This window comes from Mogibacterium timidum ATCC 33093 (genome assembly GCF_000525775.1).
GTDB classification, from domain to species: domain Bacteria; phylum Bacillota; class Clostridia; order Peptostreptococcales; family Anaerovoracaceae; genus Mogibacterium; species Mogibacterium timidum.
The window spans coordinates 1-25,287 of record NZ_JALU01000017.1; the positions used below are offsets into that span (position 1 = coordinate 1).

Here is a 25,287-nt window from a genome sequence, read left to right on the forward strand (position 1 = left end):
CTTCTTACTGGGATTAGCAAAACACGTTTTTTGTCCTATAAGCCTGATTGTCCGACTACTGGGATCAACGACCGCACGTTTTGTCCTATAACTCGCAAACGTCAGATAACGTATGACAGGCAGCGCAATTAAGCCTTGCTTATGATTGCCGGCGTTTTTTATGTATAGTATGACGGAAAAGCGGCAAAAGTCCCAAAAGCGTTGAAAAGTTAGGTAACCGCAACTAAAGTTAATGTTGACTAGCGTTTTTTATCGATGATATATTATGAAATAATTCAAGATATTATTATATTAGAGTATCAGGAATGAGGAGGTTACATATGAAATTTTTAGGTAAGATCAACGGTAAATGCTTTGGCTGCGTAGCGGCAGGCTTCCTGGTTGGAACCGTAGGCAAAGTTATCCTTACAAGTAAGGATGCCAAGAAGGTATACACACACTGCACCGCGGCAGTTCTGCGTGGCAAGGATTCTCTGATGGAGACAACGACAACGTTGAGAGAGAACTGCGAGGATATCTATGAAGATGCAATGGATATGAATGCAGTTCGCTACGCTGAAGACGAAATGATGATGGTTGAGAATGCCAGAGCAATCGTCGAAGCATACGATGCAGACGCGGATGCAACCGGGGATCAGACTGCAGAGGAAGAAGCTAAGGACGCAGAGTAATGCGCTTCGTAATACTTCACGAATCAAGCTCCAGGATACGCATCCATCTGCCCCGTTACAAGATGACAATGGAACAGGCAGATATTCTGGAGTATTATCTAAAAAATAAGCCGTTTGTCACACACGCTACGATTCACGACAGAACAGGGGATGCATCTATCAGATACAGAGGTGGCACAGCCGGACGAAAAGCGTTGCTCTCGGCGCTCAGGGATTTTTCATATACCGATGAAGAGGCGATAGCGTTGGTCCCTGAGCATACAAGCAGGGAGCTCGACCACGAGTATCAAGAGCAGATGATGAAGATGATTGTGCTCAGATATGCGAGCAAGCTGTTCTTACCTCCATGGCTGCGCCGTGGAATCACGATTGCCAAGAGCTTCAAGTTCATCAAGAAGGGTGTCAAGTCTCTATCCAAGGGCAAGCTTGAGGTTGCGACACTCGATGCGACGGCGATTACAGTGTCGATGCTCAGGGAGGATTTCAGGACAGCTTCGTCTGTAATGTTCCTGCTTAATGTCGGAGATACATTGGGTGAGTGGACTCGCCGCAAGTCGGTCACTGACCTGGCGAGCGCGATGTCGCTCAACATCACGAAGGTCTGGAAGCGGACTGAGGATGTCGATGTGCTTATCGACGTAAAGGAGGTTAAGCCCGGTGACAGGATTGTCGTACGCACATCTAACGTGATTCCGCTGGACGGCAAGGTAATTGAGGGCTCAATATCGGTCAATCAGTCAACTATGACCGGCGAGTCGATTCCGGTTCACAAGGAGCGGGGTGGCTATGTGTATGCCGGAACTGTTGTCGAAGATGGAAACTGCGTGATAGAGGTTGCGCAATCAGCCGGGACCGGCAAGTATGACCAGATCGTCAAGATTATCGAGGAGTCGGAGAAGCTCAAATCAGAGACTGAAGAGCGCGCATTCCACCTCGCAGACAGGCTGGTCCCGTATTCATTAGCGGGAACAGTTATAACATATCTGCTGACCGGTAATGCGACCAGAGCACTGTCCTTCCTGATGGTGGATTTCTCGTGCGCGCTCAATTTGTCGATGCCGCTATCGATGCTTTCGGCAATCAAGGAATCGAGCAAGTACGATATAGCCGTCAAAGGCGGTAAGTTCCTCGAAGCGGCAGCAATTGCAGATACAATTATATTTGACAAGACAGGAACTCTGACGCACGCAACACCTTCTGTAGTAGATATAGTTACGTTTGGCGACGCTGATCAGACTGAGAGTCTGCGCATAGCGGCTTGTCTGGAGGAACATTACCCTCATTCGGTTGCAAATGCAGTAGTTGCTGAAGCCAGGAATCGCAACATATCGCATGAGGAGATGCACTCCAAGGTTGAGTACGTAGTTGCACACGGAATCGCCAGCACTATCAACGGGAGCAACGCAATAATCGGCAGCTACCACTTCGTGTTTGAGGACATGAAATGCACTGTCCCCGAGGGGGAAGAGAATAAACTGGATAGCTTGCCAACGGCATACTCTCATCTCTACATGGCAATTGACGGGGTTCTACAGGCGGTAATTTGTATATTTGACCCGCTGCGGGATGAGGCTGCAGATGTAATTAAGGAGCTCTACGATTTAGGGGTATCCAAGGTGTGTATGTTAACCGGCGACAATGAGAGAACAGCTGCCGCGGTGGCAGAGAAGCTTGATCTGACGGAATATCGTTCGGGGGTGCTTCCGGAGGATAAGCTGGCATTCATAAAGGCTGAACACACAGCCGGTCGTAAGGTCATGATGATTGGAGATGGGGTTAACGATGCGCCGGCTCTGGCAGAGGCTGATGTGGGAATTGCTGTAAATGAGGGAGCTGCTATCGCCCGTGAGATTTCCGACATCACCATATCGTCGGATGACCTTCACAGGATTGTCCTCCTTCGTAAGCTCAGCATGCAGCTGATGAACAGAATCGACAACAATTATCGATTCATCGTTGCATTCAATGCAGCTCTGATCGGGTTGGGAGTTTCCGGCATATTGACGCCTGCGTCGTCAGCACTGTTTCACAATGGCTCTACTATTTTAAGCGGACTGTATAGTACAACATCGCTGCTTGATGAAGTTGAAGAGGAGATTAAGTAACTTAAAACGATTTGACTTCTCATAGCAATCCGGTAAATAGCCAAGAAGGATTTTAAAATATATTGCTATGAAAAGGTGCACTTGACGGTACAACAAAAAGAACTTTGAAAAGCACTTCAAAATTTGGAAAGAAAATTATGGAGGTAGACTATGAAAAAGCATAGATTCTTCGCTTGGGCCACGGTTGCCTGCTTTGCGATGACGATGATTACAGGGTATAAGAGACGATAGCTTGTACTGAACAAGACCCCCATTCCGGAGCACCAAGTCCGTGAATGGGGGTCTTGCTTAATTCCTCTTGATAATCCGGCCTGACAATCCGGTGTCAGTTATAGCATTAATAACGAGAAAAGTAAGTTTTATTTGATATCCACCGAGCTCTGCAGTTTAAGGGAAACTGAAAGCTTGTTGCCGTCACGTATTATTCCCAGCTTGACAGTATCACCTATGCGATGTCCTTGTATTGCAGAAATCAACTCCTCTGAAGTTGATACATTGTCATTATTGATGGACACTACCTGATCGCCCTTCTTTAGACCTGCATCCTTTGCATTTTGCCCCTTAACCTCGGCGATAATTACGGCTTTGGACGATTTGCCGATTTCTTTGTTTTCAACGGGAGCATCGTAGATGGAGATCCCGGCCATCGGCTTACCCTTTACGGTGCCATGTTCAATGATGTCATCAATTGAAGATGCTATTGAATCAATCGGGATTGCAAATCCAAGGCCTTCTACACCGGCACCGGAGCCCTTAGCCACGACTATTCCAACAAGCTCGCCACTGCCGTTAAATAAGGCTCCTCCGGAATTACCCTCATTTATTGAAGCGTCAGTTTGAATCAAGGTGCGAGTCCTTCCCTCAAGTTCAATCTTTCTATCCTTAGAACTGATGATTCCTGACGTGACTGTTCCCCCCAGCTTTCCGAGCGGATTTCCTATCACAACCCCTAAGCTGCCGACGGCAAGCTTGCTGCTCCTGCCGAGTGTAACCGCGTTGAGACCGGAGGCATTAATTTTGAGGACGGCGATGTCAGTCTGAGCATCGTAGCCCACGACATTGGCCGAGTAGCTCTTGCCGTTGTGAAGTCTTACAGCAATTGTTGTCGCCCCGTCGATAACGTGATAATTGGTCACAATGTAGCCATTCTCCTTGACGATTACTCCGCTGCCGGCGCCTTGTCCCGTGCTGCCGACAGTCGTGTTGATCTCGACTACCGAGTCTGCGTTCTTGTTGGCTATCTCGCCGATGGTCAGCTTGCTGCCGGTAGCGCTCTGTAGCGATGAGCTCGAAAGGTTCTTATAGCTTGGTCCTCTGTTGGCAAAATACAACGCAATTGTCGAACTTAGTGCCGCTGTAAGCACCATCGCGACGATCAGGATCAGCACAAAGAATCGCTTGGTTACATAGCTATGCGCATTGGCACCGTTTCCGGTGCTCTGCCCCGGAGCAAATCCGGGGTACGCTCCTGCATTCGCAGCTGACGTGCCATTCGTCGTGCCGCTCGCAGAGGCTTGAAATCCGTTCCAGCTGTGATAAACTCCCTGCTCCTTAGCGGCGTGTTTTTCGTGATATGGCTCAGACTCTGCCCCTGTATAATTTCCATAATCAGGCTCCGGGGGTTCGCCCCCCGCACTATGCATCCTTGTATACATAGCATCGCCGGAATTGTTGGCTGCAGTTGCATCTGCATTAACGCTGGTGTCGGGCTGCGAATATCGCCTGTGCCTGCTCATGGCAGGAAGCCCGCTGTTTTCATCAACCAGCACAAAATTAGGTTCAGGTGCTGCGGTCTCAGAGTATTCGGCCGCGCCGGACTTTTGGCCATCAAAAGCTGTTTCATGTGCCGCGCTGTAGGTATCTCCATCGGATGAGTCATCTCTCGACATGAAATTTGTCGCATCGTCCGGTGCATAGCTGCCCCATTCCTTCTTGACCTCCGATTCTTCGGGCAGTCGGGTGTTGGCAACGTCATAGACAGAGTCGTAATCTTGCCAGTATTCCTGCTGTGGCTCCTTCATGGAGGATTCTATTGTAGGATCGCTTTCTCGAGGGAGCGTATTGCTATTCTCTCTTGGAGTGTTTTGATCCATTTCGTTCATAAGCTTTCTCCTCAAAAAATTTCATTTCGTAGTTATTATATAGTGTAAATTGCGAGTTAATAGTGGTAAAATATGTTTTTTATGTGAGAGTTTAAAAGCATTGAATTTTCCGGCGGATAAAAACAGTGATAAATCCATGAGATATAAAGCGGTTGAAGACTTTATAAGTTGATGAAACGCTTAACAAAGTAGTATAATCTACCCATATGATTGATGCATTATGTGCATTTAAGTTTAGATAGTAGGAGGGTACGAAATGCATTGCGCTTACAAGGTTACGGACGGTATTTGGTGGATTGGCGGCAATGAGCGTAAGATGTCTGTCTTCGAGGGAGCAATCCCTATGAAAGATGGGATGGCGTACAATTCATATTTTATAGATGATGAGAAGACCGTAGTGCTCGACACAGTTGATATGTCGGTAGCAAAGGTTTTCTATGAGAATGTTGACTATATGCTGAAGGGCAGACCTCTCGACTATGTGATTGTCAATCACGTAGAGCCTGATCACAGTGCTTCGCTTGAGGATCTGATTATGAGGCATCCTGAGGCCAAGGTTGTCGGCAGCAAGAAGACCAAGCAGATGGTTAAGCAGTATGTGACATGGGATGTTGACAAATTTTTCATAGAGATTAAGGAAGGCGATGAGCTTTGTACGGGTGCACACACCTTATCATTCTATATGGCTCCTATGGTTCACTGGCCGGAGGTTATGGTGACATTCGAGAAGACGACAGGCTCGCTGTTCTCGGCGGACGCCTTCGGAATATTTGGAGCTCACGACGGCAACATTTTTGCAGATGCCTATGACTTTGAGCTGGAGTGGTTACCATCCGCTCGCAAATACTACACGACTATCGTCGGCAAATACGGCAGCTTTACGGAGAAGCTGCTCGGCAAGGTGGGAGGTCTCGACATCCGGAGGATTTGCCCATTGCACGGATTTATCATCCGCAAGGATTTTGAGAAGTATATCAACGCTTACCTGACATGGGCGCGTTATGAATCGGAGGAGAACGGTGTTCTGATTCTCTACGCGTCTCCTTACGGCAACACCAAGAATGCGGCTGAGATTCTCGCTTGCGAGCTCGCTGAGGGCGGCGTTACGCGCATGAAACTGATGGATGTATCACATTGGGATCCGATGGATGTGCTGCCACAGGCGTTTAGATATAGCCACATCGTTATCGCTTGTACGACCTATAACAACGGCATCTTTGTCAAGATGGAGGAGGCGTTGACTGAGATGAAATCGATGGGTGTATGCAACAAGAAGGTCGGTATCATCGAGAACGGCTCATGGAATCCTACGTGCGGCAAGCTGATTAAAGAATTCTTTGAGGGGCTTAAGAACATAGAATTTATAGGGGATATCGTTACAATCAGGTCATCCGTTAAGGATGAGTCTGCCGAAGCAGTCGCACAGCTGGCGAAGGAAATCGCTGCATCGGTCGCTGCCGAAGCGTAAGAGAGGAATTAATGACGGGTAAAAAAAGCGTAAATCTGGTAATTTCGAACAACCAATACTCGGAAAGCCTCGAACCGAAGGGGGAGACCTTTACAAGAGAGCTTAACCTGGAGGATAACATCGAGTTGACGACAGAAGGTTTCCTGTACAACAAGGGCAGGACTATGTACATAGCATATGACGAAACCGAGGATGCGGGACTTCAGAATACCAAGACTATTATTAAACTCGAAGGAAACGATAAGCTTCGTATCAGGAGATACGGCAAGGATGAGGACTCCGGCATGATGGACATGCAGCTGGAAGAAGGAATCCTAAATATCACTAAATACGTGATCCCGGCCGGAAACCTCGAGATGGAGATTTATACAAATAAGATTGAAACTTCGTTGGACGATGAGGGATATGGCAAAATCTTTGCGGATTATAAGATCAAGATGGAGCCGTTCATCAACGTCAGGAACAAGCTTGAAATTGAGGTTAAACCGAGCTAGAGACCGGAGATAAGAAGGTGGAATTGCGGATTGTTTTTTGACAGTTCATGGATATGTAGAAAGGATTAAAAATAAAATGGAAAGTGTCGGTTTTAGTGCGGAAAAGTATATCGAGGAGCAATCGAAATACATCCTCAAGAGAATTGAGGACGGCAACGGACGACTGTATCTGGAGTTTGGGGGCAAGCTTGTGCAGGACAAGCATGCGATGAGAGTGCTGCCAGGGTTTGACGAGAACGCCAAGATCAAGCTGCTGAACCGCATGAAAGATCAAACGGAGATTATCCTCTGCATCTACGCAGGAGACATCATCTCAAGCAAGACGAGACAGGATTTTGGCATCACGTACGACCTTGAGGTGCTGAGACTCATTGACGCTTTCCGCAGCTATGATCTGGGAATCAATTCGGTCGTAGTTACCAGATACGAGAACAATCCATCGGTCAACATGTTTATCAACAAGCTTGAGCGCCGTGGAATTCGCACTTATAAGCACTACTTTACAAAGGGATATCCGACGGATGTGGATACGATCGTCAGCGATGAGGGATACGGAGCAAATCCATATATCGAGGTAACCAAGCCGCTCATCGTCGTTACCGGCCCCGGAGGCGGTTCAGGCAAGCTGGCAACCTCGCTGTCGCAGGTATACCATGAATACAGGCGTGGCACAAAGGCCAGATATGCTAAGTTCGAGACTTTCCCAATCTGGAGTCTGCCACTCAAGCATCCGGTTAATATCGCTTACGAGGCAGCAACTGCAGATCTCAAGGATGTAAATATGATCGATCCGTTCCATCTGGAGGCTTATGGCAAGACCGCTGTTAACTATAACAGAGATATTGAGGCTTTCCCCGTACTGAAGAGAATCCTGGACAAGATTACAGGAGATGTAGACGTGTATCAGTCACCTACCGACATGGGTGTAAATCGCGCCGGTTTCGGCATCGTCGACGATGATGTGTGCCGTGAGGCTGCCAAGCAGGAAATCATCAGAAGGTACCTTCTTGCAGAAGTTTCATATAAGAAGGGCAAGATTGACGAATCTGTGCTTGAACGCACAAAGCTGCTCATGGAGGAGGTTGACGCGACTCGTTACGACCGCAAGGTTGTGGCACCTGCGGAGGATTATGCGGAGAAGAAGCGCGCCGAGAGTGAACGCTACGATAATGTAATCGTGGCAGCAATCGAGCTCCCTGACGGTAAAATCGTTACAGGCAGAAGCTCACATAGGATGGCAGCGTCCGCAGCTATGATTCTGAATGCAGTGAAGACTCTTGCAGGTTTATCCGATAACATTCCGGTTATCTCATCACAGGTACTGGAACGTCTGCAGAAGATGAATGTCGACTTCTTCGGTGACAAGTCATGTCTTAGCTGCGAGGAAATAATCATGGCCTTAACTATGTCCACAATGACTAATCCGACTGCTGAGCTTGCGCTCAAAAAGCTCCCCAGCCTGCGCGGATGCAGGGCTCACAGCACTGCGATCCTGAGCCAGAGAGATGAGCAGACTCTGAAGTCGCTCGGAATCGACATGACTTCAAATCCTGAGTTCTCGACCAGCGATCTCTATTCCAAGTGATTGTTTTGGAGAAATAGTGAGGCAGCAGTTCCGCAGGGGACTGCTGCCTTTTGGGATATTAGCATAGAGTGCAAGAAGCGCGGCAGGCAGATCCGCAGCGGCAGATTGCCGGCGCAGCCTTGATTGCAGCTCCTCGAGCTGCCGGTACAGCCTTATTGTAGCCCGAAGCTCAGGTCACCGGTGTGGCTCCTGTTGCAGGCTGAAGAGAAAGCTGCTCGCGTAGCTATTGGCTGCACCACCGAGAGGGGGAGCTGGCGACGCGGCTCGCATTTCACCAATCTGCACTGATGATTAACATAATAATTGATAAAAACGAAAGGAACAGGCATGACGGCCAAGCGCAATAAAGACAAGAGCTACGTAGTTCGCAATATTAAGCAGAAGCAGAAATTCAAATACAAGCTCATCCTGGAGGGGGTGGTGGTCGGCATCCTTGTCGGTCTGGTTATTGCGGCTTTCCGACTGCTGCTGGTCAAAGCCGACCACGTCCGCGGGTTGGCTGTTCAGCTGGTCAAGGTCAGACCTATCTACGCATTTGCTATCATGCTGGCATTGATTCTGCTAGCTTGGATTCTCAATTGGCTACTCCGCTTTGAACCGGATATTTCGGGATCCGGCATCCCGCAGATTGAGGGCGAGCTGAAGGGGCTGGAGGATCAGAACTGGCGCAAGGTGCTGCTCGCCAAGTTTGCGGGATGCATTCTGGCTATCGGCGGCGGCTTGGCTCTCGGTAGAGAGGGCCCGAGCATTCAGCTGGGCGGTATGATCGGCAAGGGCTTCGCGCGCCGGAAAAATGCACTGCTGACTGAGGAACGCTTGCTGATGAGCTGTGGCGCCGGCGCGGGACTAGCCGCCGCGTTCGGAGCTCCGCTGGCCGGAGTGCTGTTTGCTCTAGAGGAGCTGCACAAGAATTTCTCGGCAGAGGTCCTCATATCCACCATGGCAGCCAGCGCGGCGGCCGACTATGTGGCGGTCAATATCATCGGCTTGCAGCCGGTATTCAACTTCAACGTAGATCACAGGATCCCGTTGCGCCTCTACTGGGCGGTAATCCTGCTCGGTGTGATACTCGGCGTATTTGGAGTCATCTACAACAAGACGTTGGATAAGATGCAGGACTTATTTGGGAGATTTCACAGCAGCTTCATCAGCATAGGCATTATGATGATGGTATCTTTTCTGATGATGTTCATCTACCCGGCAGTTCTCGGCAGCGGCAACGACCTCGTAGAGGCTATAAGCTCAGGGGAATTTGCGCTGGGAGCGCTCGCCATCCTGCTCGGCGCAAAATTTTTCTTCTCGACCGGCAGCTTCGGTACCGGCACCCCGGGCGGCATCTTTCTCCCGCTGCTGGTCATCGGAGCAATCACAGGAGGACTGTATTCGACTTTTTTGAGCAATGTATTTGGCGTAGAGGAGTATTACATCAAGGGCTTCGTCATAATTGCGATGGCGGGATATTTCTCAGCGATAGTGCGTGCTCCGATTACGGGAGTAATTCTCATCACTGAGATGACGGGCAACTTCATGACTCTGCTATCTCTGGTTGCAACCTCGCTTGTTGCCTACGTTGTGGCTGATTTGCTCGGCGGAGAGCCTGTGTACGACCAGCTCATGCACCGCAGACAGCGCGTGAAGTCGGAAAGTGGAGATATAATGCCGGATCATGAGTATTTGACAGATGTGTATAACAAAGAAGACAAGAAATATATTAAGAAGCGCATCTCAATCCGCGAGCGCAAGGTCGTAATCGATTCGAGTGTCCATTACGGATCGCACATGGACGGGCGTGCTGTTATGGACATGGGTCTGCCGGAGGGCAGCCTGATTGTATCTGTAATGCGAGACGGTAAGGAGATCATCCCGCACGGCTCGACTATTATAAATGGGGGTGACGATCTCGAGATACTCTGCAGACTTAAGGACATCGCCGCGACGGAGGCAGTCCTCGACGAGAAGTGCAAGGTCGTTGCGCTGTCGGATAAGCACGAATAGCCCAGTCGAATAAGCAGGAGAAAACCGCAGTTAAGCGGAATAGGCAGGCCGAATAAAATACACCGGCCTAAGCTCAAATAAGCTCAGGGCCGGCGGATAACCGAGTATCATAGCTATTTCTTAAGCCGGACTCTGAACTTACCGGGGGCCAGCTGTTCATCTATCCGGAATTTGATGTTCAATTCCGGGAATTTGGAGTCGAAATACTTCTTGTTCTCTCCCTTATTGCCGACCGCATTCGAGTACCAGGTCGGCGACGAGAAGATATCCACCTTGGTACGAGCAGGGACACATGTATTCGCATGAACGGTAGCTGTAGAATCTGACAGGAGAGGTTCGGTTGATGAATTGGATGCAGCTGAATATGCAGGAATAGATTCAGCTGCTCTTGAGATTGCGGCGAGTTCAGGCTCAATCCTGTCGCGAGCGATGCGTCCCTCGACAAGCTGGCGGAAGGCCGGGTGATATGTACCGCCGTTGATAGCTCCACCTTCACCGATTATATCCGTGCTCTTTAGTCCAACGCGCATAATCGTGATTCCGGCATCATCGAGAATCCTGTACATAGCAGCAGTGCGAGTCACAGCCTCCTCGCGGCTGAGAGGCTCGTATTCGCCGCGCTTATACATCTCAAGCAGCTCGGTGTCATCGATGACGATAGTAGGATAGAGTCTGGCGAGCGACGGTGCGAGCTTGACTGTTTCTTCCGCCGAATAGACGCACGACTCCGGCGAATCCCCCGGTAAGCCTATCATCAGCTGAATCCCCAGCTCGAAGCCATACTCTTTTATCAGTTCGACTGCTGCATATACGATGGCTGCGCTGTGACCGCGATTGGATTTGCGCAGCACCTCATCATCGAACGATTGCACGCCCAGCTCGATTGTGTCCACGGAGTAAGCCCTGAGATTATCCAAAATCTCGTGGTCGATATAATCAGGCCTGGTTGACATGTGAATTTTGTCAATCCTGCCGGTATGCTTGTATTCCTTGGCAACAGCTAAGTATGAACTCTGCTCGTCCATATCGAGGCCTGTAAAACTTCCGCCGTAAAAAGCGACTTCAATCGTCGGAACTTCTCCGAGGGTTGCCAGCCAAGTATCTATTGTTTTTCGTACCTCGTTCGTAGTGGGCGCTCCGGTGTGAGCCGTTATCTTGCGTTGATTGCAAAAAACACAATCGTTGGGACACCCGAGATGTGGTATAAATATTGGAATGATAGCGTGTTGTTTCATGATATGCCTTATATATAAAAAATTACGTCCTATTCAGTAATTTCGATTATTGATCCGATGTCTTCGAGCGGGTATGAATTAAACAGCTTGCATATCAGCACATCCGGGCGATTTGTGATGATATGCGATACTGTGTTGAGTTCGGGGAATGTGCGAATAGTGTAACCTGAATTTTGTAATGCCTGATTATCATCAGCATGTACTACTGCGGAATGTGCGAATAGTGTAACCTGAATTTGCAAGATAAGAACGCAGTTCAGGGTATGCATTTGCAGACAGGAGCACCGCCGTCAGTGATCAAGTTCTCCTCTGAGGTCAGTCTCGATGAGCTTGCTGACTTCGCTGCGCTCCAGCCCGAGGCTGAACAGGTAATACAGCTTGGCTACTGTAGCCTCGGTTGTCATGTTGGAACCCGATACGGCTCCTGCGTTCGCCAGTTCAGAGCTCGTTTCGTATGCGCCGAGCCGGACCGTTCCCTGCGCGCACTGCGTGCAGACCACGACTGCTGTGCCGTTTGAGATGGCACGGGCAATCAGCGGCGGAAGAGCTTCGTCATAATTAGGAATATTGCCTGTTCCGAATGTTTCAAGCACCAGCGCATCGAGCTCGTGCGTCACAATTGGCGCAAATAGCTCGAACCGGATGCCCGGGAACAGCTTGATGACTCCTACCTTGGCTGGCTTGATTGATTGCACGAGCAGCTCGCCGCGTGGCTTAGGCATGAGACGAGGAGCATTGTAGTTGATATCGATACCGGCTTCTGCGAGCGGTGGATAATTTGGCGATGAGAACGCAATCAGGCCGTCTGCGGACGCTTTCATGGAACGATTTCCACGCAACAACCTATGGCCAAAGTATAGCGCCACCTCGTTGATTTTGTCGGAAACGGCAATCAGAATCGAAGTAATCAGGTTATCCTTACCATCGCTTCTCAGCTCGCAGAGCGGAATCTGAGATCCTGTAAAAATAACCGGCTTGTTGAGATTCTCGAACATAAATGAAAGCGCAGAAGCACTGTACGCCATGGTATCAGTGCCGTGCAGTACAACAAAGCCGTCGTAATCATCGTAGCGTGACGCAATAGATTCAGCAATCATATTCCACTGTACATACGTGATGTTGGACGAGTCGAGCAGTGGCGTGAATTCGACCAATTCATACTGCGGCATGCCGGTAGAGCGCAGGTCATCGATGCGGTCAAGCTCCTGCTGCAGGTGCCCCGCGACCGGCGCGTAGCCGCTGTCAGTACGAGACATTCCAATTGTCCCGCCGGTGTAAATTATGCAAACCTTCTTATCTTCTATTACCTGTGCAGCCTCTATTTCGGTCATTTGTTTCCTCATCGTTTATCGTTTGTCGTGTGATTCATAACACGTAATGGACAATTTCCGGTGAACACGAGTACTGTGCAGCGTGTGCTCTGTGTCGTCCCGGTGTATCACGTACATGTGCCATACATTGCACATGTGCAATAAATATCAAATGCTGTAATTTTACGTTTTCTAAACCTTTGCTCTTATGCAGTCACCGAGATTATTGCCGAGATTATTATAGCATGGAACAAAATGATAATGAAAATGCGGCGTTGATAAATCCTTGATTTTATTATATACTTTACTGGCAACTTTTAGATGCTACTGTGGCTCAATGGTAGAGCACTTCACTCGTAATGAAGGGGTTGCGAGTTCGATTCTCGCCAGTAGCTCCAATGATAAACGCCTGCAAACTGCTTATATTCAGCGACTTGCAGGCGTTTGTATTGTATCTGCTTTAGCAGCGGATTTACCGAGCGATAGCGAGGTGAAAGCCTTCGGTATGAATCATTCCGAGGAGATTCTCCGCGAGTTTGAAATCCTGAACAACTACATCCGGAAGCCAATTGTCCCCGGTATTGAGTGTGTCGGAGAAATTGCATGTGAATCCGATAGCGGATGGAGTACGGGACAGAAGGTCGTAGCCCTTATGGGAGGTATGGGCAGGAGTTTTAACGGCAGCTATACTGAGTATGCCCTTCTTCCCATTCATCATGTGTTCCCGGTAGAGTCGGCACTTTCGTGGGAGGAAATGGCTGCAATTCCGGAGACATATTTTACGGCATGGGGCTCGCTGTTTCAGTGTCTGCGCCTGACAAAAGAGGATAAGCTGCTGGTGCGCGGAGCGACCTGCTCACTCGGATATGTTGCGATTCAGCTTGCAAAGGCTTTAGGCTGCAAGGTTGTCGGAACGACACACAGAGAAGCAAAGATTCAGCGGTTAAAGAAGGCCGGATGTGATGAGTGTATTCCGGATGAGGGAAGCCTTCAAGGGAAGGTCAACGGTGCAGATCATGCAGGATATTTTTAATTTTATGGACGCGCATCAGCTGAGACCTCTGATCGGAGCGACATATGATTTTGAAAACATCGGGGCTGCCTGCATAGCTCTTGACAGCGGAAAGGTAAACGGAAAGATTATTGTGTCAGTAGACGCATAAAATAACGGATGGTGGTTGAGAAAGCAGTGTATTCCTCATCGATTATTCAACTGGCAAGCTTACCGGCCGGCGCGCAACATGGATATCAGCCGTATTCAACATCCGGCGGCAGAGGTCTGTGACAGGGTCGAGAAGTACAAGGCTGTGATGAAGAGGATTTACGAGAATTGAGGATGCTGATTTGCGACAAATATTTTCTAAAGCTCGATTAAAATAAATTGTTATTGAAAATATTGATACTTGCCTCGCAATATAAAAATTACTAATTTTTATACAAAATCCTTGTTTGATATACTCGATATGATCAATCGATATATTTAAAACAAGGAGGAAACAATGAAAAAGGAAAAAAGTACTCTGATTATCATTACAGGGCTCATTGTCGGTGCGGCTGCAATACTTCTCGTTAAGTACGGCAACCCTGCAAACATGGGCTTTTGTATTGCCTGCTTCTTGCGTGACACAGCGGGTGCACTCAAGCTTCATAGCGCTCCTGTTGTGCAGTATGCTCGTCCGGAAATTATCGGACTTATTCTCGGTGCATTTGCAATGTCGCTCGGCAGTAAAGAATTTAAGGTTCGTGGTGGCTCATCACCGATGACAAGATTTGTGCTTTCATTCTTTGTTATGGTTGGTGCACTGATGTTCCTGGGTTGCCCGCTCAGAATGATTCTCAGAATCGCGGGTGGCGACTGGAACGCAATAATTGGTTTAATCGGATTCGTAGTAGGAATCGTTGGAGGAATCCTGTTCTTAAGGAAAGGCTTTACCCTCAAGAAATCCGTTCCGCTCGGAATCGCAGAAGGTGCTGCTATGCCCGCAATCACGGTTGTTTTGCTGGTTATTCTATGCGCATTTCCGGCACTTCTGGTGTTCAGCAAGCTGGGACCGGGTGCTATGCGTGCTCCGCTCGCAATCTCTTTGGTTGCAGGGCTTGTAGTCGGAGTCCTCGCACAGCGCACGAGACTGTGCATGGTAGGAGGATTTCGTGATGCGATCCTGTTCAAGGATTTTTATCTACTGTCCGGGTTTATCGCAATCTTCGTAGCAGCAATCGTTGGAAATCTTATTCTTGGCAATTTCCACGCAGGCTTCGACAAGCAGCCTATCGCGTTTAATGATGCTCTTTGGAACTTCCTCGGCATGGTGCTCGTGGGGCTGGGTTCCTGCCTGCTCGGCGGCTGCCCTCTTCGTCAGGTCGTACTTTCAGGTACCGGAAATGCAGACTCAGGCGTTGCAGTGCTCGGAATGATTGTCGGTGCAGCTTTCTGCCACAATTTCGCTCTAGCTTCTTCGCCGCTGGGACCTACTCCAAATGGCAAGATTGCTGTTATTTTCGGTATTATCGTAACTGTTATCATAGGTCTGATGAATGTCAGAAAAGTTAAGGAGGCGTAGGATGACTAAGGTAGATGCAAGAGGCTATTCGTGCCCGGAACCTGTAATCATGGCTCAAAATGCCGTAAAGGAAGGAACTCCGGTAGAAATCCTGGTAGATAATATGACTCCGGTCAAAAATATCTCGAGATTTGCAGCTAACAATAATCTAACTATGGAATATGTAGAGACGCCGGAAGGTGATTATCTTATCACTCTAAAGTAATGTATATAGCTACTTTTTACACTCACTATGGCGCTCAGACATTCCATAAGATGCAAAAAAGTATAGATTCCAAGGCGGAACTGATGCCTGTTCCGCGCGCCTTGAGCGCATCGTGCGGAATATGCGTCATGTTTGAATTAGATAATATTGCAGAGCTTATAGCAGAACAGCCGGAAGATCTTGAAGGCTTGTATCTGCACGATGAAGATGGCTATAAGCTTCTTCACGAAGGAAATGAATACTGATATTCTATGATGAATATGAACTGAAGTTCCATTGTATGAAGCTGCCGCATTAAGTGAAATGCGGCAGCTGTTAAAATTTCCGACTTTCAAGAATATTAATTGTATTAAAAACGCCATAGTCATTAAAATCAGTGAGTATGATGTTTAATCAGTTTACAATTAGCCGGACAATTTATTTGTAATTTACCTTAGCAGAAGCTGCCCTGAGATTAAATCAATAAATCCTGTTCGGAGGTTTATGACTTGCGAAAGCTGCGCTTTCTCTTGCCATTCGAATCTGCAACTGTAATACCTGCATAGGCAAGAGCTATATTGACAATAGGCATCAGGTAGTTAAATATTGCGAAAGGCAGGTATTGGACGGTGCTTATCTGAAGTGTTGTTTTGATAAATGCTCCACAGGTATTCCAAGGCACCAGTGCGGATGTCACTGTTCCCGAATTCTCAAGCGCGTTGCTTAGAGTCGTCGGACTCAAACCTCTTTCTTCATATGATTTTGCATACATTCGTCCGGGAACAACGATTGAAATGTACTGCTCCGGCATTGTAGCGTTACTCGCAAGGCAGGTGGCCTCAGTCAAAGCTACAAGTCCGCCATCACTCTTTACCAGCTTCAGCACTTTATCTACTATGACATCGAGCTGATGCGTCTCCTCCATTATTCCGCCGAACATCATAGAAATAATAGTGAGTGAAACGGAAAAGAGCATGTTCTTGATTCCGCCGGTCGACAGAAGCTTGTCAATTGATGCTACTCCGGTTTCGCTTGTAAATCCGTTCATTCCGCAATTAAGAATATCGCCGAGTGTACAGTCGCCTCGCTGTAAGATCATTCCGAGAACAGCACCTGACAGTATTCCGAGGACAATGCCCGGTAACGCCGGAATTTTCTTGATAACTGCTATAATTACAATTATAGGCGGAAGGAGAAGAAGTGGATTTACATTAAAATTGTTTTTCAACCCGTTGCTTATCATTTCGACTGATGAAATTGAAGCATTTCCCAGCCCTTGAGAATATCTAAAGCTCAGAACTGCGAAGAATATAAGACAAATACCATACGTTATAGTCGTAGGCAGCATCATAAAGCGAATGTGTGAGAATACATTTGTACCGCTCATCGCAGGGGCTAAATTGGTTGTGTCAGATAATGGTGACATCTTGTCTCCAAAATAAGCTCCGGATATGACAGCGCCGGCGGCGGCAGCGGCAGGGATGCCGAGTCCGTGAGCTATTCCGATTAGAGCCAGTCCCATGGTCCCCATAGTACCCCATGATGTTCCGGTTGCGAGTGATGTTATGGAGCAAATGAGGAGAGCCGCGACAAGAAAGATGCTCGGGGAGAGCAGCTTGAGTCCAAAGTAAATCATCGTAGGAACTACACCGGCGACAATCCACACTCCGATAAGGATACCGATTACGATTAATATCATGATGGAAGGCATGGCCCTCGATATACCCGTTACCATGAATTGTTCGATTTGCTCCCACTTGTAGCCCAATATTAAAGCCATGACAGCGGCCGAAATTACGCCGATGAACATGGGTACATGCGGATCAGTCTCAAAGACGATAATTCCAACTGCCATCACTGCAATCAGCAGGACAAACGTCAGAATTGATTCCCACAGCTTAGGAAGCCTTGGTGACCTTCCTTTCGTATTTTCGTTATAGCTATTCATGCAATACCAACTTTCTGTATGAAATGTTAAAATGTTAAATTTTTATTATTCTACCATGAATCGGGCTAGGAGAATAATAAAAATTGATAAATTAATGATTAGTGAATGTGCATGAAGTCCCTATCGGCATATTTTGCAAGGAACAAAGCATGCCGAACAAACATAATTTTGCACCTAATGCTGGAGCTGGATACCGCTTGCAGGTGCATTGTATCTTAAGAGTGGGGTTGTTTATCTCAATTAGCGATGAACCTACAGCAGCTTACTTGCGAATAAATCAACCTTAGCTCTGAGATCGACCGGCCCGCTGTATATTATTGCTTCGTATTTATTGTCTTTTCTGAGGAATAAGAATTGCATTTGCAGTTCTCCAGAAGACTTAAAATATGCAGCGTAGTCCAGCCCCTTATAATTAAACTGCATGGTACGCTTATCCCGCTTAGAAAGCGTAGTACCGAAACCTTCAACCTGATTAACCATGTCATGTGCCATGAAATGCTTTGCAACATTGGCATTTCGAGCCTTATACAGATAAATGTCATAGGATATAGAGTCTGGAGATGCGGTCTTGGTGTCTATCTTATCATCTGTTTTGTCAGCTCTTTCATCTTCAGGCTCATCTGAGATAGATAAGGATTCGTGCGAAATCCTAGGAATAAGTGCACTATGCGTCTCCTTAAACGAATATATGATGTTTGTATCCTCATGTTTCAGAATGGCGTCCCGAATAACCTGCCATTCTGTCGGTGCAAATTCGGAGTACCGAACCATCTCTTTGTTGCGGTATTTCAGATACTTGATGTTGTCCGAAGAGCTGTCGCTTTCAAAACTGGCAGGGGGAACGATTATGCATGCAACTGCTATTGCAAAAACTAAAGTGTAATAAAAGATGTTGAAGCGATAGACGCCTTTGTACCCCTTTATGGTGACAGCTTTTTCACTTCGCAACCTGCAAAAGAAATTCAGGTACTTTGCTATAGTTGTGGCAAGTGCAAAAAAAACAAAAGGTATCACTAACAGATTCAACACTATGATGATCATATTCTGATCTGCCAAACTGTATACCGTTTCTGAAGGAGTCAAAAATCCCAGAAATAATCTTCGGTTAATATATGCTATCAAGCATATTGCAACAATGAACTGTATGAGGGTATGGATAAGCCAATTCATATAGTACTGCTTCTTGCTCAATATATCCGAAAAAGGTTCGGGAGCATCTGAATCGTCTGAGTAGAAAATCGTAGAATATAAGGACCCGTAGATAATTTTCCAGCCGCACGATTCATACAGGAGCTTTTCTTCATCAGAGATCTTACCCTGCCTATAAGGGAGAATGCGGTATCTGCGGTTCGTTGGTTCGTTTACTACAAATTTAAACAAAAGGGAACCGTTTTCGGTAAGCAGGAGACCCTTTTTAGCCAAGTCTTCTAACCAAATTTGCTCGTAGAATAAATCCTGGAGCATGAATGGATTAAATTTGTATTTTTTCTTAGCGTCCATTGTTTCACCTCTGCGCATCTCTTAAGCATGTTTCTAATCTGTTAATTTCTTGTTGATATAGCTTCTCTCCGCGCTCCGTTATCCTGTAGGAGATTCGTCTGCCCTCGGCAGGCAGCTTCTCGATTAAATGTTCTGACTGAAAGAGTGATAGGAGCGAGTACAGCGTTCCCGGACCCAGCTTGACTCTTCCTTCAGTTAGGTCGTTCACGTAGCTCGATATCTCGGTTCCGCACATCTCCGAGCGGTGGAAACAGAGCAGTGTGTAGAACATCGGTTCGGTTAGAGGTTCCAGCGATTTCTTGGCCATAATTAGCTCTCCACTTCATGATAGCGGTAATATCGTAATACGATACTTATAATTATACTGTAATATCGTAATACGATATTGTCAATATAGATTATCCGCAGATTTAGCCTTTAGAGTTATTATAAATACAAATTAATACATAATGAATTTCGATGAAAGCTGCTAAAAAAAGAGCCAGCCATGTGACTGACTCTAAGACTCTGTATTGCCGAGCTTTAATATGCAGAACGACAACCGTATACTGAACTGCGTGTCGGGATCATCAAGATTGACGTCGCATATTTTGCGGATGTTGTTGAGTCGGTAGATGACGCTGTTGCGGTGCATGAACATCGCAGCTGCGGTCTCCTTGATGCTGCAATTGCAGTTGACATAGGTGCTCAGCGTATGCAGCAGCTCCGTCCCGTTGGCTTCGTCGTAGCGTTGCAGCTGTTGGATGACGTGGTTGCTGTAACGAGAAATATCCTCGGTCCGTGACAGGTGTTCAAGCATGATGTACGTGCTGTAATCTTCAAATTTGAAAACGCTGTAATCCGAGTGAAGTCTGAAGCCGACCTCAAGGGCGTCTTGCGCTTCATTGAGGGCTTTTCGGAGCAGGTGGATGTCGTGGAACTTGCCGCTGACACCGACCTTGACAGCACAAGCAGGTGGAAATACTTCAATCAAATCGGATAGCGCCGGTTGCCCTGCTGCATTAGAAACCACTATGATTGCGTTGTGCTGCGAGAGCACGTGAGCGTCTGGGAGCAACTTGTGTAGCCGGTCTATAACATGAGAAGCCTTGACGAAGTTATCCGCGTTGTTGTCGGCACGGAAATACATCAGCCGTATCGTATCGGCAAACTTGAGGTTTCTATAAGCCTCCGGTAAATTTTCGATAGGTGTACCGATGAGCAGGTTGTACAGAAAGTTATAGTAATTGCTGGTTCGGTACAGGAGCTGCGGAGAGTGCGCGATTATCGAGTAGCCGGCGATACCGCTCAGTGTCTGCAGCATATCCTTGTGGCTGCAATGGTATGTACCTTCTCCTTCAATCAGAATTAGCGAGCCGACCCAGGCGTCTTTGCAGTACACCGGGCAGGCGAGCTTGCGGTATGGCGAGGAAGGACACGTAACTTCAAAAGGGAGGGTACTGTTATCAGCCATCTGCACGGATTTGAGCTTTTTGACCTCGCTTACAAATTCGTAATCGCAGTAACCCTTCTTGATATTTTCCGACCAGATCGGGTCGGTCACCGGAATTTGGGTGGAGTAACCGATAATCCTGAAATCACGGTCAATCAGTATCAACGATGCGTTGAAAGACTGTGAAGCGACGTCTATCAGAGCCTCCGTGCTCTTGACCTCGTCAGCGACTTCGACCAGATAATTGTAGAACTTGTTTGAGCTGCTGTCGGTAAGTGCATCCTGCAGTATATTGAAGACTTTTGCAAAATTATCAGATGGTATAACCGCAAGGTTGCGCGGAGAGCCGTGGAGTGGCTCCGGAATGCAGTCAGAGACTATGATAAAATTATCCGGCCAGATTGTCGGTTGTGCATCGGCACTAAAATATAAGGTGGAGCCGTTGCTCTTGCTTTTACCCTGCTCCCACAAGCGAATGTTAGCAATATCATGGTTTGTGGATTCTGAAATAACCTGTATATCAGAGCTCTTGCCTATGAGGCGGATTACTTCTTGAAACTTCACAATCCTCACCGTCCTCTCATTGGCGCATATAACCGGATTGGTATGTATTAAATTAATTCAATTTTAGTGTTCAGTGCACAAATTGTCAATAATGGTTGTGTTACCGTAAACATAGCGCTATCGTATTTTTAGTTATAAAATTAACATAGGTTTAGAGCTTGTTCACCAATATTTAAGGAGGGTGAAATTATGTATGATAGGTTATTTGAAAAAGACAGGATCGGCAATGTTGATATTAAGAACCGCTTGGTCATGACGCCAATGGGAACTAACCTGGCGGAGCTTGACGGAACAGCCGGTCCGGCAATGCTCGCATATTTTGAAGCCAGAGCAAGGGGTGGATGTGGACTGATTATGCCGGAGATATGCAGGGTAAATGAAGCTACCGGGGCCGGGATGTTCCGTCAGCTCGCAGCTACGAGCGATAGACATATTCCTTCACTCGCTAAACTCGCCGGCACAGTTCATAAGTATGGATCGAAGATTTTTATCCAGCTTCATCACCCCGGCCGTGAGGGTGTATCAGCGTTAATCGGCGGACAGCCCTGTGTTTCAGCTTCCGACCGCATGTGTAATGTGTCGAAGCAGGAGACACGACCTATGGGTATAGATGAAATTCATGAGCTGGTAGGTCAGTTTGGAGATGCTGCGCTTCGCTGTAAGAAGGCAGGTATAGATGGTGTTGAGCTTCACTGTGCTCACGGATATCTGCTGCAGCAGTTCCTATCGCCATATACCAACATGAGAACGGATGAGTACGGCGGCAGCTTCGATAACCGCATGCGCCTAGTCCTGGAGATTATCGAAGACATTCGCAGGAAGTGCGGCGACGACTATGTTCTTGGTTGCAGGGTTTCAGTCGATGAGTTTCTCTCAACAATCGGCGTTGAAGAGGACTATATCCACATCGAAGACGGTATCAAGATAGTTAAGGCCCTGGAAGCAGCGGGGATCGATTTTATCGATGTCAGCTGCGCACTGTACGAGACCGGACTCATGGCTATAGAACCAATATCCTTTGCACAGGGCTGGAGAAAGCCGTTTATCAAGGCTGTAAAGGATGTTGTAGGTATTCCGGTCATCGCAGTTTCGGCTATCCGTGAACCTGCAGCTGCCGAGGAGTTACTGGACGATGAGGTTGTTGATTTTGTCGGAATGGGCAGACCATGGCTTGCAGACCCAGAGTGGGGCAGAAAGGTGCAGGAAGGCAGAGAAAGCGAGCTCAAGAAGTGCATCAGTTGTCTGAGATGCTTCGAGACCCTGATGGGACTCAATGCACAAGGACTGCCTCTTGAGTGTGCCGTAAATCCGCTTACATGTAATGAGAAGCGTTACGGCGAACTTGAGCCGGACACTGTCGGACATAGGGTTGTAGTCGTAGGCGGTGGTCCCGGCGGCATGATGGCAGCTGAGACGTTAGCCAAGAGAGGTGTCAAGGTTACTCTTATGGATCGTCAGGAATCACTTGGTGGAACTGTCAACCTGGCTAAGCGTCCACCTCTCAAGGAGAGAATGGAGTGGATCGCAGATTACTACAGAGATAGCTTTGCTCGTCTCGGAGTAGAGGTTCAGCTGGGCAAGGAAGCAAGCCCGGAGAATATCGCTGCTCTGGAACCGGATGCAGTAGTTCTCGCTACGGGCTCCAGGGCGGTGTTCCCTAAGTCCATACCGGGAGTTGACGGCAAGAACGTTTACACCGTAGAGGAAGTGCTAACTGGCAAGGCGGATATCGCCGGCAAATCAGTTGCTATGATTGGCGCAGGACTCACGGGACTCGAAGTCGGTGAATTTCTCGGAGAGAAGGGATGTAAGGTTGCTTTTGTCGATATGCTCAAGCAGGCGGGCGCAAACGCCTACAGAAACAACGTGCTCGATGTCATGTCAAGACTCGGCAAGATGGATGTAGAGTGGGAATTAGGGCACACACTCAAGGAGATTACTGCAGACGGTGTAGTAATTGAGAACGTAGATAACAAGGAAGAGAAGAAAATCGCTGCAGATGCAGTTGTACTCTCGCTCGGTTATAGTTCCGACCGAAGTCTCAAGGACGCCATGGAGGAGAAAGGCCTTGTTGTATGTCTGGTAGGTTCGGCCATCAAGGATGGAACGATAGCTCCGGCGACAAAGTCGGGATACGAAGTGGGAGCGAATTTATTTAGAAAACCCGAGCCAAGCTTCGTAGTGACCGGGGATGAGCTGAGCAATTTTGCCAAGGTGTCGCACATGCGCGGACAGGAAGGAATCTACCTGGCATACCTGACAGATCCGGCAGCAGTTGCCAAGGTTCTGCCGGCTCCACTGGAACCGTTTGCAGTTCCGGTAGTAACGGTCAGCGCTTGTCATATCAAGGAGCCAACCTTCGCAGACAACTACTATGAGGCAATCCTCGGCGTATATTGCACATATAAGGGGCAGGTCGGACTGTATCCCATCAGCCTGTTGCTGGGCGGGCCCGGTGCAGAGATGGCAACTCAGCTCGGACGTGACAATTCGGCTATACCTAAGAAACTGGGTGCGGAGTTCTACATCAGGAAGGGCGAAAACGACAAGGTTACTTGCAATGTGTCGAGACGCGGCGCTGAGCTCCTCAACATAGAGATGCAGCTCGGCAGCTACAACCACCCTCTGACACATGCGTTATATCAGTCGCCCGTTCCGGGCAAGGTGACGGCAGGGAGCGGATACTACTTCCACTTCGACAGACTACCTGATGAAAATGGCAAATTCAAGTTCACTAATACCGGTCTAATCAGGAATGTATGTAACTACACATACGATGCTTGGACACCCGGATACGTCAACAGGCTGGAGATCAAGTCCAGCATAGATGATCCATGGGGATGTCTGCCAATCAACACTATCGTCGGCGGGGCATATGCTGAGAACAACCTGCTGATCACGTCGTTGGAATACCTTGAGGATGTAGAGCCGGAAGCTTTGATGCTCAAGGTTATCCCGGCTTGGTACGACCAGACTGCGTTTATGAAGGGCGGAATTAAATAGTCTCGCAACCAAATATCTGCGCAGTGGGATATCGCGTAAATATATATCCGCGCAATTATACGTATATATGCACAATCGATGGCTGCAATGGCGCTATCAGCCATGAATAAGTAGAATCGCTTCGGTCGAAGTGACTCCGGAAGTGACTTCGACCGAGCGACGCTGTTTTCAATAAGCGTAACTTTCCAAACAAAGAAAAAGCACTGCAACTCGTTAGAATTGCAGTGTTTTCAACTGGTGTCCCGAAGAGGATTCGAACCTCCGACACCCGCTTTAGGAGAGCGGTGCTCTGTCCCCTGAGCTATCGAGACATGGGTTGGGCGCTCGTGGATGACACCTCCTGTTAACGTAATCCTCGGATAAATCTCTGATTAACTACAATCATCGGTGCCAAATACGAGCCTAATTATAATATCATCGAATCGTGCTAAACACAAGGGACAAACGACCCTATACGAGTGCGGAGCGCTATTGAATTTTTTACAATTAAATCGCTGCGAGCCCTTGACCTTTCCCCCATGCCTGGTGTAGTTTATAAATACTTGATAATGCGTTGCGCAGTAGAGGGTAGCAAAGATGTTTGTAAGCATGGAACTTACACATATCGCATTGTTGTAGTATTATCGTGCGAACTGTGCACAGCATATTAAATTTTCAACGTATCAAGAAAGTGCAATATTGAAAGGAGCACCGGATTTAATGAAAGAGACTAAGGGATTAATAGCAGAGTTCAAAGAATTTATTTCTCGTGGTAATGTCCTCGACATGGCAGTCGGCATCATCATAGGAGCTGCCTTTACAGCAATCGTTACTTCGCTTGTAAATGACATCATCATGCCAATCGTGGGCGTAATCATCGGAGGTATCGACTTCTCCAGCCTCAAGGTTGCAGTTGGAACAGCCTCCATCAACTACGGAGTGTTCATTCAGGCAATCATCAACTTCCTGCTCATCGCGCTGACAGTATTCCTTCTGATCAAGGCTATCAGCAAGGCGCAGAGGAAGAAGCCGGAGGAGCCTGCAGAGGAAGAGCCTGCAGTACCAACTCCGGAGGTTGAGCTGCTCACAGAGATTAGAGATTTGCTGTCTAACAGAGACTAGCAAGTGCTGGCCGCTATAAGTAGCTTAAG

The 25,287-nt window shown here is 47.8% G+C and carries 21 protein-coding genes and 2 tRNA genes; 15 read left to right on the top strand and 8 right to left on the bottom strand.

The features are described from left to right. The first annotated feature begins 320 nt into the window (after positions 1-320). Entirely contained in the window at positions 321-671 is a 351-nt protein-coding gene (locus HMPREF0581_RS04665) for a DUF6110 family protein (protein ID WP_009643203.1), read from the top strand. Next, positions 671-2,776, top strand: a complete 2,106-nt coding sequence (locus HMPREF0581_RS04670) for a heavy metal translocating P-type ATPase (protein ID WP_036380846.1) — start codon at positions 671-673, stop codon at positions 2,774-2,776. The genes HMPREF0581_RS04665 and HMPREF0581_RS04670 overlap by 1 nt, the downstream gene beginning before the upstream one ends. A gap of 359 nt (positions 2,777-3,135) precedes the next feature. Here HMPREF0581_RS04670 and HMPREF0581_RS08290 read toward each other — a convergent pair whose 3' ends face one another. Next, positions 3,136-4,878 carry a S1C family serine protease gene (locus HMPREF0581_RS08290; protein WP_051426938.1) on the bottom strand — a complete coding sequence of 581 codons (1,743 nt, stop codon included), beginning with the start codon at positions 4,876-4,878 and terminating at the stop codon, positions 3,136-3,138. 256 nt (positions 4,879-5,134) lie between these two features. On the opposite strand from HMPREF0581_RS08290, the gene HMPREF0581_RS04680 reads away from it, so the two are divergent. The 4 genes from HMPREF0581_RS04680 to HMPREF0581_RS04695 all read left to right on the top strand — a co-directional run bounded on the left by HMPREF0581_RS04680 (position 5,135) and on the right by HMPREF0581_RS04695 (position 10,420). Further along, positions 5,135-6,346 carry an FprA family A-type flavoprotein gene (locus tag HMPREF0581_RS04680; RefSeq protein WP_036380849.1) on the top strand — a complete coding sequence of 404 codons (1,212 nt, stop codon included), beginning with the start codon at positions 5,135-5,137 and terminating at the stop codon, positions 6,344-6,346. Positions 6,347-6,357: 11 nt separating this feature from the next. Next, complete coding sequence (locus tag HMPREF0581_RS04685) at positions 6,358-6,840, top strand: DUF1934 domain-containing protein (RefSeq protein WP_009643211.1); 483 nt, start codon at positions 6,358-6,360, stop codon at positions 6,838-6,840. A 76-nt stretch (positions 6,841-6,916) separates the two neighbouring features. Beyond that, positions 6,917-8,425 (top strand): DUF1846 domain-containing protein, encoded by a 1,509-nt coding sequence (locus tag HMPREF0581_RS04690; protein ID WP_009643271.1) that lies wholly within the window; start codon positions 6,917-6,919, stop codon positions 8,423-8,425. Positions 8,426-8,728: 303 nt separating this feature from the next. Then, positions 8,729-10,420, top strand: coding sequence for a ClC family H(+)/Cl(-) exchange transporter (locus HMPREF0581_RS04695; RefSeq protein WP_156791922.1), 1,692 nt, complete (start codon positions 8,729-8,731; stop codon positions 10,418-10,420). A 113-nt stretch (positions 10,421-10,533) separates the two neighbouring features. Here HMPREF0581_RS04695 and HMPREF0581_RS04700 read toward each other — a convergent pair whose 3' ends face one another. Further along, positions 10,534-11,655 carry an elongator complex protein 3 gene (locus tag HMPREF0581_RS04700; RefSeq protein ID WP_039883263.1) on the bottom strand — a complete coding sequence of 374 codons (1,122 nt, stop codon included), beginning with the start codon at positions 11,653-11,655 and terminating at the stop codon, positions 10,534-10,536. Positions 11,656-11,945: 290 nt separating this feature from the next. Continuing rightward, positions 11,946-12,986, bottom strand: a complete 1,041-nt coding sequence (gene ansA, locus HMPREF0581_RS04710) for an asparaginase (protein WP_009643228.1) — start codon at positions 12,984-12,986, stop codon at positions 11,946-11,948. Between the two features lie 302 nt (positions 12,987-13,288). Here ansA and HMPREF0581_RS04715 point away from each other — a divergent pair. The 7 genes from HMPREF0581_RS04715 to HMPREF0581_RS04735 all read left to right on the top strand — a co-directional run bounded on the left by HMPREF0581_RS04715 (position 13,289) and on the right by HMPREF0581_RS04735 (position 15,976). Continuing rightward, a tRNA-Thr gene (locus tag HMPREF0581_RS04715) sits at positions 13,289-13,363 on the top strand. A gap of 92 nt (positions 13,364-13,455) precedes the next feature. Then, entirely contained in the window at positions 13,456-13,998 is a 543-nt protein-coding gene (locus HMPREF0581_RS04720; RefSeq protein WP_408631968.1) for a zinc-binding dehydrogenase, read from the top strand. Between the two features lie 4 nt (positions 13,999-14,002). Beyond that, positions 14,003-14,128 (top strand): zinc-binding dehydrogenase, encoded by a 126-nt coding sequence (locus HMPREF0581_RS08915; RefSeq protein WP_009643252.1) that lies wholly within the window; start codon positions 14,003-14,005, stop codon positions 14,126-14,128. Between the two features lie 15 nt (positions 14,129-14,143). Beyond that, positions 14,144-14,299, top strand: coding sequence for a hypothetical protein (locus HMPREF0581_RS08815; protein WP_009643250.1), 156 nt, complete (start codon positions 14,144-14,146; stop codon positions 14,297-14,299). Positions 14,300-14,464: 165 nt separating this feature from the next. Further along, positions 14,465-15,526 carry a YedE family putative selenium transporter gene (gene yedE, locus HMPREF0581_RS04725; protein ID WP_009643188.1) on the top strand — a complete coding sequence of 354 codons (1,062 nt, stop codon included), beginning with the start codon at positions 14,465-14,467 and terminating at the stop codon, positions 15,524-15,526. Position 15,527: 1 nt separating this feature from the next. Next, positions 15,528-15,731 carry a sulfurtransferase TusA family protein gene (locus HMPREF0581_RS04730; RefSeq protein WP_009643186.1) on the top strand — a complete coding sequence of 68 codons (204 nt, stop codon included), beginning with the start codon at positions 15,528-15,530 and terminating at the stop codon, positions 15,729-15,731. Continuing rightward, positions 15,731-15,976 (top strand): DUF3343 domain-containing protein, encoded by a 246-nt coding sequence (locus HMPREF0581_RS04735; protein WP_036380855.1) that lies wholly within the window; start codon positions 15,731-15,733, stop codon positions 15,974-15,976. The genes HMPREF0581_RS04730 and HMPREF0581_RS04735 overlap by 1 nt, the downstream gene beginning before the upstream one ends. Before the next feature lie 236 nt (positions 15,977-16,212). Here HMPREF0581_RS04735 and nhaC read toward each other — a convergent pair whose 3' ends face one another. The 4 genes from nhaC to HMPREF0581_RS04755 form a co-directional block, all read right to left on the bottom strand. Further along, a complete protein-coding gene (gene nhaC / locus HMPREF0581_RS04740) occupies positions 16,213-17,658 on the bottom strand; it encodes a Na+/H+ antiporter NhaC (RefSeq protein WP_009643268.1) in 1,446 nt (481 codons plus the stop codon). A 252-nt stretch (positions 17,659-17,910) separates the two neighbouring features. After that, entirely contained in the window at positions 17,911-19,158 is a 1,248-nt protein-coding gene (locus tag HMPREF0581_RS04745) for a DUF2812 domain-containing protein (RefSeq protein ID WP_009643265.1), read from the bottom strand. Between the two features lie 4 nt (positions 19,159-19,162). After that, positions 19,163-19,465, bottom strand: coding sequence for a PadR family transcriptional regulator (locus HMPREF0581_RS04750; protein WP_009643276.1), 303 nt, complete (start codon positions 19,463-19,465; stop codon positions 19,163-19,165). A gap of 192 nt (positions 19,466-19,657) precedes the next feature. Continuing rightward, positions 19,658-21,154, bottom strand: a complete 1,497-nt coding sequence (locus HMPREF0581_RS04755) for a PucR family transcriptional regulator (RefSeq protein ID WP_009643198.1) — start codon at positions 21,152-21,154, stop codon at positions 19,658-19,660. A gap of 189 nt (positions 21,155-21,343) precedes the next feature. Here HMPREF0581_RS04755 and HMPREF0581_RS04760 point away from each other — a divergent pair, with 189 nt between their 5' ends. Continuing rightward, complete coding sequence (locus HMPREF0581_RS04760; protein WP_009643221.1) at positions 21,344-24,157, top strand: oxidoreductase; 2,814 nt, start codon at positions 21,344-21,346, stop codon at positions 24,155-24,157. 235 nt (positions 24,158-24,392) lie between these two features. On the opposite strand, the gene HMPREF0581_RS04765 is transcribed toward HMPREF0581_RS04760, so the two are convergent. After that, a tRNA-Arg gene (locus HMPREF0581_RS04765) sits at positions 24,393-24,468 on the bottom strand. Between the two features lie 388 nt (positions 24,469-24,856). Here HMPREF0581_RS04765 and mscL point away from each other — a divergent pair. Beyond that, complete coding sequence (mscL, locus tag HMPREF0581_RS04770; protein ID WP_009643275.1) at positions 24,857-25,258, top strand: large-conductance mechanosensitive channel protein MscL; 402 nt, start codon at positions 24,857-24,859, stop codon at positions 25,256-25,258. Positions 25,259-25,287 lie beyond the last annotated feature (29 nt).